At 74.0% G+C, this 8017-nt stretch carries 11 protein-coding genes; all 11 read left to right on the top strand.

Annotated features, from left to right (window positions below; all coding sequences use genetic code 11):
• The coding region (locus AC0I8G_RS07810) for an SAF domain-containing protein (RefSeq protein WP_471729406.1) at nt 1-713 on the top strand (713 nt) is incomplete at its 5' end.
• A gap of 3 nt (nt 714-716) precedes the next feature.
• Nucleotides 717-1508 (top strand): MinD/ParA family ATP-binding protein, encoded by a 792-nt coding sequence (locus tag AC0I8G_RS07805; protein ID WP_471729405.1) that lies wholly within the window; start codon nt 717-719, stop codon nt 1506-1508.
• A gap of 107 nt (nt 1509-1615) precedes the next feature.
• Nucleotides 1616-2911 (top strand): CpaF family protein, encoded by a 1296-nt coding sequence (locus tag AC0I8G_RS07800; protein ID WP_380162113.1) that lies wholly within the window; start codon nt 1616-1618, stop codon nt 2909-2911.
• Entirely contained in the window at nt 2899-3783 is an 885-nt protein-coding gene (locus AC0I8G_RS07795; RefSeq protein ID WP_471729404.1) for a type II secretion system F family protein, read from the top strand. The genes AC0I8G_RS07800 and AC0I8G_RS07795 overlap by 13 nt, the downstream gene beginning before the upstream one ends.
• The gene (locus AC0I8G_RS07790; protein ID WP_471729403.1) at nt 3783-4745 is read left to right on the top strand and encodes a type II secretion system protein; all 963 of its coding nucleotides are present in this window, start codon (nt 3783-3785) and stop codon (nt 4743-4745) included. The genes AC0I8G_RS07795 and AC0I8G_RS07790 overlap by 1 nt, the downstream gene beginning before the upstream one ends.
• A gap of 27 nt (nt 4746-4772) precedes the next feature.
• Nucleotides 4773-5006, top strand: coding sequence for a hypothetical protein (locus AC0I8G_RS07785; protein ID WP_471729402.1), 234 nt, complete (start codon nt 4773-4775; stop codon nt 5004-5006).
• A complete protein-coding gene (locus AC0I8G_RS07780; RefSeq protein ID WP_471729401.1) occupies nt 4973-5404 on the top strand; it encodes a TadE family protein in 432 nt (143 codons plus the stop codon). The genes AC0I8G_RS07785 and AC0I8G_RS07780 overlap by 34 nt, the downstream gene beginning before the upstream one ends.
• Nucleotides 5401-5811, top strand: coding sequence for a TadE/TadG family type IV pilus assembly protein (locus AC0I8G_RS07775; protein WP_380256022.1), 411 nt, complete (start codon nt 5401-5403; stop codon nt 5809-5811). Before AC0I8G_RS07780 ends, AC0I8G_RS07775 begins: the two co-directional genes overlap by 4 nt.
• On the top strand, nt 5808-6293 hold the full coding sequence (locus tag AC0I8G_RS07770; protein ID WP_471729400.1) for a pilus assembly protein TadG-related protein: 486 nt from the start codon (nt 5808-5810) through the stop codon (nt 6291-6293). The genes AC0I8G_RS07775 and AC0I8G_RS07770 overlap by 4 nt, the downstream gene beginning before the upstream one ends.
• A complete protein-coding gene (locus tag AC0I8G_RS07765) occupies nt 6269-6862 on the top strand; it encodes a hypothetical protein (protein ID WP_471729399.1) in 594 nt (197 codons plus the stop codon). Before AC0I8G_RS07770 ends, AC0I8G_RS07765 begins: the two co-directional genes overlap by 25 nt.
• On the top strand, nt 6862-7998 hold the full coding sequence (locus AC0I8G_RS07760; RefSeq protein WP_471729398.1) for a hypothetical protein: 1137 nt from the start codon (nt 6862-6864) through the stop codon (nt 7996-7998). The genes AC0I8G_RS07765 and AC0I8G_RS07760 overlap by 1 nt, the downstream gene beginning before the upstream one ends.
• Nucleotides 7999-8017: the final 19 nt, after the last annotated feature.

The following is an 8017-nucleotide window of genomic DNA, read 5'->3' as shown; positions in this document are numbered from 1 at the left end:
CCGCGAACGGCAGCGCCCGCCCCGCGCCGAGCGCCACCTCCGCGGCGCGGTTGCCCGGCCCCGTCCGGGAACGCCGCCCGGCGCTGATCGCCTCCGGTCTCGTGCTGGTCGTCGCCGGCTCGCTCGGCAGCGCCCTCGTGGTGCACCGCAGCGGAGACCGCGTCGACGTCCTCGTCGCCCGGCACGACATCGCTCCCGGCGCGGTGGTGACGGCGCAGGACCTCGGCACCGCCCGGGTGGCCGCCGACGGCGCCGCCGTCGTCCCCGCTTCCGCCCTCGCGAACTTCGTCGGCACCTACGCGACCTCGCGCATCCCCGCGGACACCCTGGTGAACCGGACGATGTTCCTGGCCGGGGACACCGTCCCCACCGACGCGGCGGTCGTCGGGATCGTCCCTGGACCCGAGCAGCGTCCCGGCGACGCGCTCGCCGCCGGCGACGTCGTCCGCGCCTTCCTCGTGGCCTCCGACGGTTCCAACACCGTCACGGGGCAGCCCGCCGGCACCGTCCTGCTCGAATCGGCCCGGGTCGTCGCCGGTGGCTCCGCCGCCGCCGCGGGCGTCGGTGACGTCGCCGGCGACCCGGGGACGGTGTCCCTGCTCGTCCCGACCGCCGACGCCGCCCAGGTCGTGGCCGCGGCCGCGGCGGGACAGGTCGCCCTGGTGCGCCTCGCCGACGCCACCGTCCCGCCCGTCGACCTCGTGCGGGAGTGACCGGTGGCCCTCGTCTCCTTCCTCTCCGCCAAGGGCTCTCCCGGGGTGACCACCACCGCTCTGCTCAGCGCAGCGCTCTGGCCGCACCCCTGTGTCCTCCTCGACGCCGACCCGGCCGGCGGTGACGTCGCCGCCCGCGTACCCGCCGTCGACGGCGGTGTCCTCGACCCCGACCGCGGCCTGCTGCCGCTGCTGACCAGTGCCCGCCGCGGTCTCAGCGGGGCGCAGGTCCTCGAGCAGGTCCAGGTCGTCGCCGGGGGCACCCGCGTCGTCTGCGGGATGACCGGCCCCGAGCAGTCCCTCGCCGCCGGGCGCGGCTGGTCGGCGCTCGCGAACGCCGTCGCCGACCTGCGCGACGGCGAGGTGCCCACCGACGTGCTCGTCGACGCCGGCCGCGTCGGCGCCGACGCCGTGCACCTCGACCTGCTGCGGGCCGCCGACACCGTGGTCCTCCTCGTTCGCGCCGACACCGCCGCCGTGCTGCACGGTCGGGAACGACTGCGCGTCCTCGGTGGTGCGCTGCGCCGACCCGACGGGCTGCTCCCGCGGACCGGCGTCGTCGTCGTGGGAGACCCGCACCACCGCGACGCCGCGGACGCGGCGGCGGTCCTGACCTCCGTCGGCGACTGGGTCGAGGACTTCGGCCGCCTCCCGCTCGATCCCGCCGGAGCCCGCGTCTTCGACGGCGCCCGCTCGGCGCGCCCCGAACGCACCGCGCTCGTGCGGGCGGGGGCACCGGTGGTGGCCGCCCTGGCCGCCGCCGCCCACGGCGAACTCCAGCGAGGTGCCGCGTGAGCCTCCTCACCCACCGCGATTCCGGCCACGATTCCGACCGCGGCTCCAGCCGGGCCACCGGACGGTCCACGACCGGGCACCGCTCGCACGAGGCCGTCGACCACGACCTGGTCCGGCGTCTGCGCGGCGTCGTCGCCGACCGCCTCTCCGCCCAGCGACGTCGCGACGACACCGCGGGCCGCACCCCCATGTCGGCCGCCGACGAACGGCAGTTCGCCCGGTCCCTCGTCGTGCAGGTCCTGGAGGACCACGCCCGCGCCGAGGTGGAGGCCGGTCGGCCGCCGTTGTCCGCCGAGGGCGAGGAATCCGTGGCCTCCGCCATCGGCGCCGCCCTCTTCGGCGTCGGACGACTCCAGCCGCTGCTCGAGGACCCCGACGTCGAGAACATCGACATCAACGGCTGCGACCGGGTGTTCGTCAGCTACGCGGACGGCCGGGAGGAACTCCACGGTGCCGTCGCCGAGTCGGACGAGGACCTCGTCGAACTCGTCCAGGTGCTCGCCTCCAACGTCGGACTCACCAGTCGGCCCTTCGACTCCGCCAACCCCCAGCTCGACCTCCGGCTGCCCGACGGGTCGCGGCTCTCGGCAGTCATGGGCGTCTGCCAGCGTCCCGCGCTCAGCATCCGCCGGGCCCGGCTCTCCAGCGCCACCCTCGCCGACCTCGTCGCGTCCGGTTCCATGACCGAGGACCTCGCGCAGTTCCTGCGGGCCGCGGTGCGGGCCCGCAAGAACATCATGCTCGCGGGGTCCACCAACTCCGGGAAGACGACCCTGCTGCGGGCGCTCGCGGCCGAGATCCCGCCGCACGAGCGGCTCATCACCGTCGAACGGGCCCTGGAACTCGGTCTGGACCAGCAGGTGCGCGAGCACCCGAACGCCGTCGCGTTCGAGGAACGGCTGCCGAACTCCGAAGGGGTCGGCGGGGTCACCATGGCCGAACTCGTCCGCCGTTCGCTGCGCATGAACCCCAGCCGGGTCATCGTCGGGGAGGTCCTCGGCGACGAGATCGTGACGATGCTCAACGCCATGAGCCAGGGCAACGACGGTTCGCTGTCCACCATCCACGCGAACTCCTCGGCGGAGGTGTTCAACCGCATCTCCACCTACGCCCTGCAGGCGGAGGAACACCTGCCGGTGGAGGCCAGCCACATGCTCATCGCGGGCGCGGTGAACTTCGTGGTGTTCCTCGACAAGCAGAACACCTACCACTCCGGCGGGAGCCTGCGCCGCGCCGTCGCCAGCGTCCGCGAGGTCACCGGCGTCGACGGCCGCGTCCTCAGTTCCGAGGTGTTCCTGGCCGGTCGCGACGGGGTCGCCCGCGCGCACGCGCCGTTGCAGTGCGCCGACGACCTCGAGGCCGCCGGCTACGTCGCCCCCGTCCTCGAGCGGTGGGGTTCGTGAACGGCGCGGTGCAGACGCCACCGGAGTTCCTCGTCGCGTTCACCGCGGCGCTCGTCGGGCTGGGGATCCTCGTCCTCGTGCTCGGGGTCCACGGTCGGATCCCCGGACCGAGCTCCCGACCCGGGCTGCGCCGCGGTGCGGTCGCGGGACTGGGCCGGCAGGCGCTGCTCGGGATCGGTGCCGGCGTCGTGACCCTCGTCCTGACCCGGTGGGTCGTGGCGGGGATCGGCATCGGTCTGCTCGTCGCGTGCTGGCAGCGGCTGCTCGGCGGAAACGCCGAGGAGAACCGCGGCATCGCCCGCCTGGAGGGTCTCGCGAACTGGACTGAGTCGCTGCGCGACACGATCGCCGGCGCGATCGGTCTGGAGCAGGCGATCCCCGCGACGACGGCCACCTCCGCGCCCGTGCTGCGGCCGTCGTTGAACCTCCTGGTGGACCGGTTGCGCATCCGCGAGCCGTTGCCGGACGCGCTGCTGCGCTTCGCCGGCGACGTCGACGACCCGAGCGCGGACGTCGTCGTCGCGGCGCTGGTGCTCAACGCGCGGTTGCGGGGCCCGGGGTTGCGCGACGTGCTCACGGCTCTCGCCACCTCGACCCGCGAGGAACTCGACGTGCGTCGCCGCATCGAGGCCTCCCGGCGCAGCATCCGCCGCAGCGTCCAGATCGTGCTGCTCATCGTCCTCGGGGTGATGGGGGTCCTCGCGGTGTTCAACCGCGACTACGTCGCCCCGTACTCCAGCGTCGCCGGGCAGATCGCGCTGATGGTCGTCGCCGCGCTGTTCCTCGCCGGGCTGACCTGGCTGCGTCGACTCGCGAAGGTCGAGTCCCACGAACGGTTCCTGACCCACCCCGAGACCGGGAGGACGACGTGATGGACGGACTGGAACTCGCCCTGCTCACGGGGGCCGTGGCGGCCTCGGGGATCGTCGTCCTGCACGCCGCCCTGGTGCCGGCGCGGCCGTCGGTGTCCGTCCAGGTCGCCCGCCTCGACGGGGCCCGTCGCTCGACCCGGCACACCGTCCTGTCCGCGGCGGAGGCTGCCGCCTCGGTCGCCCCCGACCGGGGGTTGTTCGGCCTGCAGGCCGCGTTCGGCCGGATGATGGCGACCCTCGCGGACCGTCTCGAGGTGCTCGCGGCCGAACGTGGCTGGCGGCTGCGGCGCACGCGCGCCGACCTCGCGGTGCTGGGCCGGCGGACGGGGGAGTTCCTCGCCACCAAGGTCGTCGCCGGGCTCGTGCTGCTGCTCCTCGCCCCGATCTGCTGGTTGTCGTTGCGCGCGTTCGGGGTCCCGCTCCCCGGAGGCGTCCCGTTGTCGCTCGCGCTGGTGATGGGTGGTCTCGGTTTCGTGGTGCCCGACCTCGCCCTGCGGGGCGACGCCCAGCGCCGTCGGCGGGACTTCCGCCGCGTCGTCGGGGTGTTCTCCGACCTGGTCGCGATGAACCTCGCCGGTGGTCGGGGCCTGCCCGAGGCGTTGCTGAGTTCGGCCTCCGTCAGCGACTACTGGGCCCTCGTCCGCATCCGCCAGGCCCTGGCCGGGGCGCGGTTGTCGGGCAGCACGCCCTGGCAGGCCCTCGGTGACCTCGGCGACGAACTCGCCGTGGCCGAACTCTCCGACCTCGCCGGTGCCCTGGCGCTGGCGGCCGACGACGGTGCGAAGATCCGCGCCTCGCTCGCGGCCCGTGCGGCCACGATGCGCCGCCGGGACATGGCCGACGTCGAGGGCGAGGCGGGGGAGAAGTCCCAGTCGATGCTCGTCGCCCAACTGGTCCTGTGCACCGCGTTCATGGTGTTCCTGGCCTTCCCCGCAGTCCACAACCTGATGGCCCAGTCGTGATCGAGAAACCTGTCGAAGGGAACCACCATGTCCGACAACCTCCTCCTGCTGTCCCGGCTCGCCCGGGTGCTCTCGGCCCGCGCCCGTCGGGGCGCGGCCCAGGGGCGGGACGCGGGAGCGTCCGCGCTGGAGTGGGCGGTCATCGCGGCGATCGTCGTCGTGGCGGCGACGCTCATCGGCGGCGCGGTGTACAAGATCGTGCAGACCAAGAGCGAGGAACTGACGAAGTGTTCGCAGACCACCGTCGGCGGCGTCTGCTAGTCCGCGACGACCGGGGTTCCGCGGCGCTGGAGATGGCGTTCATCGCCCCGGTGTTCCTGCTGCTGGTGTTCTTCGGCATCCAGGCGGGGTTGTGGGCCTACGGCCGTTCGGTCGCGCTGGCCTCGGCCCGCGAGGGCGTCGCGCAGTTGCGCGTCGTCCCCGACGAGCAGCAGGCGGCCGCGGCCGACCCGGTCGTCCGCGCCCACGTCGAGCAGTTCGCCGGGACCATCGGTCGGGAGTCGCTGCTCGACCCGCAGGCGAGCACGCAGTGGAACGCGAACCGCAGCGAGGTGAGCGTCGTGGTCACCGGCCACGTCATCAGCCTCGTCCCCGGTCTCGACCTCACCACGACGCAGCGGGCCTCCGGAACCGTCGAACGCTTCGGGAACGTCCGGTGAACCGCTCCTCGGGGGACGAGGGGAGCGTTGCGCTGGAGTTCACCCTGGTGGCTCCCGCGCTGTTCCTGCTCATCGCCCTGCTGCTGGCCTACGCCCGGGTCACCCAGGTCTCGGCCACGCTGGACTCCGGGGTCCGCGACGCGGCCCGAGCGGCCACGACCGCCCGCAGTCCCGCTGCGGCGCAACAACGCGCCTACACGGTGCTGCACGACGCCGTGGGTCCGGGGAACTGCGCGGACAGCCTCGTCGTGCAGCCCATCCCGGAGTTCGCCGCGGGGCGTGCGGTGACCATCACCGCCCGGTGCAGCTACTCGGTGGCCGACCTCGGTCTGCCGGGTCTGCCGGGGTCGTTGTCGGTCACGAGTTCCTTCGCCAGCCCCCTCGACCCGAACCGGGAGCTGTCGTGAACCGGTTCCGGGGGGACGAGGGCTCGATCGCCCCGGCGGTGCCGGTCCTGGCGCTGGTCCTGCTGCTGCTGGCCGGACTGGTGGTCGACGCGTCGCGGCAGCTGAGCGCCCGGGCCCGGGCCGTCGCCTACGCCGAGGAGGCGGCCCGCGCCGGCGCGGCCGCGATCGACCTGGACGCGGAGGACCTGGAACTCCTCCCCGAGGCTCAGGTCGCCGCACGGGTCGACGCGTACTGCGAGGCGGCCGCCGCCTCGGGGGCGCCGATCGTCGACCCCGGGCACTGCTTCCGGGGGACCACGGACGTCGGTGATCCCCTGCACCGCCGGATCGTGGTGCGGACCCACGTCGAGATCGTGCAACCGGCCTCCCTGCTGGGGATCGTCGGTGTCGAGGAACTTCGGGCCTCCGGTGACGGGCGGGCCCGCCCCTTCGAGGGGACGAGCGAGGAGGACGTGACGTGCACGGAAACCGGATCCTGCTGATCGTCGCCGCGGGCGCGATCTCCTGCCTGACGGCGTGCTCGGACGGAGCGAGCGACGTCGCCCCACCGGCGGCGACGGTCGCGGCGAGTGCGGCCGCGCCGGCGCCGGTCCCTTCGGCGGCAGTGTCTTCGACGGCGGTGGCCGGCGAGTTCGACGGCGATGCCGCGGTGACGGCGTTGCGGGGGTACCTGCGTGAACAGGCCCTCGCGATCGACGCCGGTGTCGCCGACGCGGCAGCCGTTCCCGCGTTCACCGCCACCCTCACCCCGAACGCCCGGTCCTGGGCGCTGCCGTTGCTCGCGGCCAACCTCGGGGACCGGATGCCGGGCCCCTACCCGGTCGGCGTGCTCGCGAGCACGCGAGCGGGGGACGACCGCGTCGAACTCGACCTCTGCCTGCAGGACCGCGGGTGGCAGGTCGACCGCACCAGCGGGGAGCCGGTGAACGCGGCCCACTACGGCGGCGCGCACGCCGTCGTCCTGCGCGTCGGCGAGGCGTGGCTGGTCGACGACCTGGCCACCACCGGGGCCGACTGCGGTGCGGGCGACGTCGTCGAGGAGCGGTTCTGATGCGGCGCACCGCGGCGGTCCTCCCCGCGGTTCTCACCGCCGTCCTCGCCACCGCCGTCGTCGGTCTCGCGACCCCCGCGCAGGCGGCCGAGGCCGGTGGTGCCCGGGCGATGGCGGCCAACCACACCGGTTCCGACACCGACAACGTGCACGGTAGTTGCCGGACCTACGCCTCGTCGGCCGGCAACTACGGCGCCGTCTGTTCCGCGGGCGGGACGGCCAGGAACTACCGGGCGCTGCTCGGCGGTGCCCCGGTGCCGACCTGCTGGTTGCTGCCGCCGGACGAGACGGGCCCGACCATGGACTCGGCCACACCGTTCGGGCTCAGCACCTCGGCACCGGTGCTCACGCCGGGGCCCACCGACACGCCCTCCCCGGTCGGCGTCCCGTCGTCGGCACCGACCACGGCCCCCGTCACGCCGCCCGTCGCCGAGCCGACACCGGGAACCCCTCCCACCACGACCGGCCCGCCGGAACCCGCGGTGACCGAGACCACGCCGGTCGAGGTGCCCGAAGACTTCCTGAAGGTGTGCATGACGACGCCCGTCGACCCGGTGACGCTCGCGCCCGCACGGGTCGTCGGGTACTCCAGCGGCGTCCTCCCGTTCCTGCGCAGTTCCCCCGACCGCCCGCCGTTCTGGTGGGAACTGACGGAGGGACAGCGCAGGTACCTCATCACCAAGGAGAAGACCGGCCGACTGCACCCGGGGATGCTCGTCACCTCGCCCTCCCGCACACCGCGTCTGGGACAGACCATCTCGTTCTCGGCCGAGGGCGACCGCGACGTCCCCCTGGACTACGGCTTGCTGCGCATGCGGGCCGAGTTCCGCTCCCTGACGGTCGCCTCCGGCGAACCGGGTCAGAAGGACGTCGAGTGCGCCGGCGGGGGCCGGGAACTCCTGGCCGGTGCGACCGAACGCACCGGACCCGGCATCTGCTCGTTCAGCTACTCGCAGACCTCCGGGGGCCGGGGCGGCGACGACACGTTCGACGTCCGCGCCACCGAGAACTGGCGGATCTGGGTGAGCGACGACGACGGCCTGAGCTGGACGGTCGAACGGGACGTGCAGATCCCGCTCCAGCTCGACCTGCGCGTCACCGAGGTCCAGACCCTCGTCGTCCCGCTCGCGCCGTGACCCCCGCATGACCACCCGA

This window comes from Kineococcus sp. AC630 (assembly GCF_979255925.1).
Note: the sequence above shows the minus strand (reverse complement) of the source record. Positions and strands in the feature narration are given on the sequence as shown.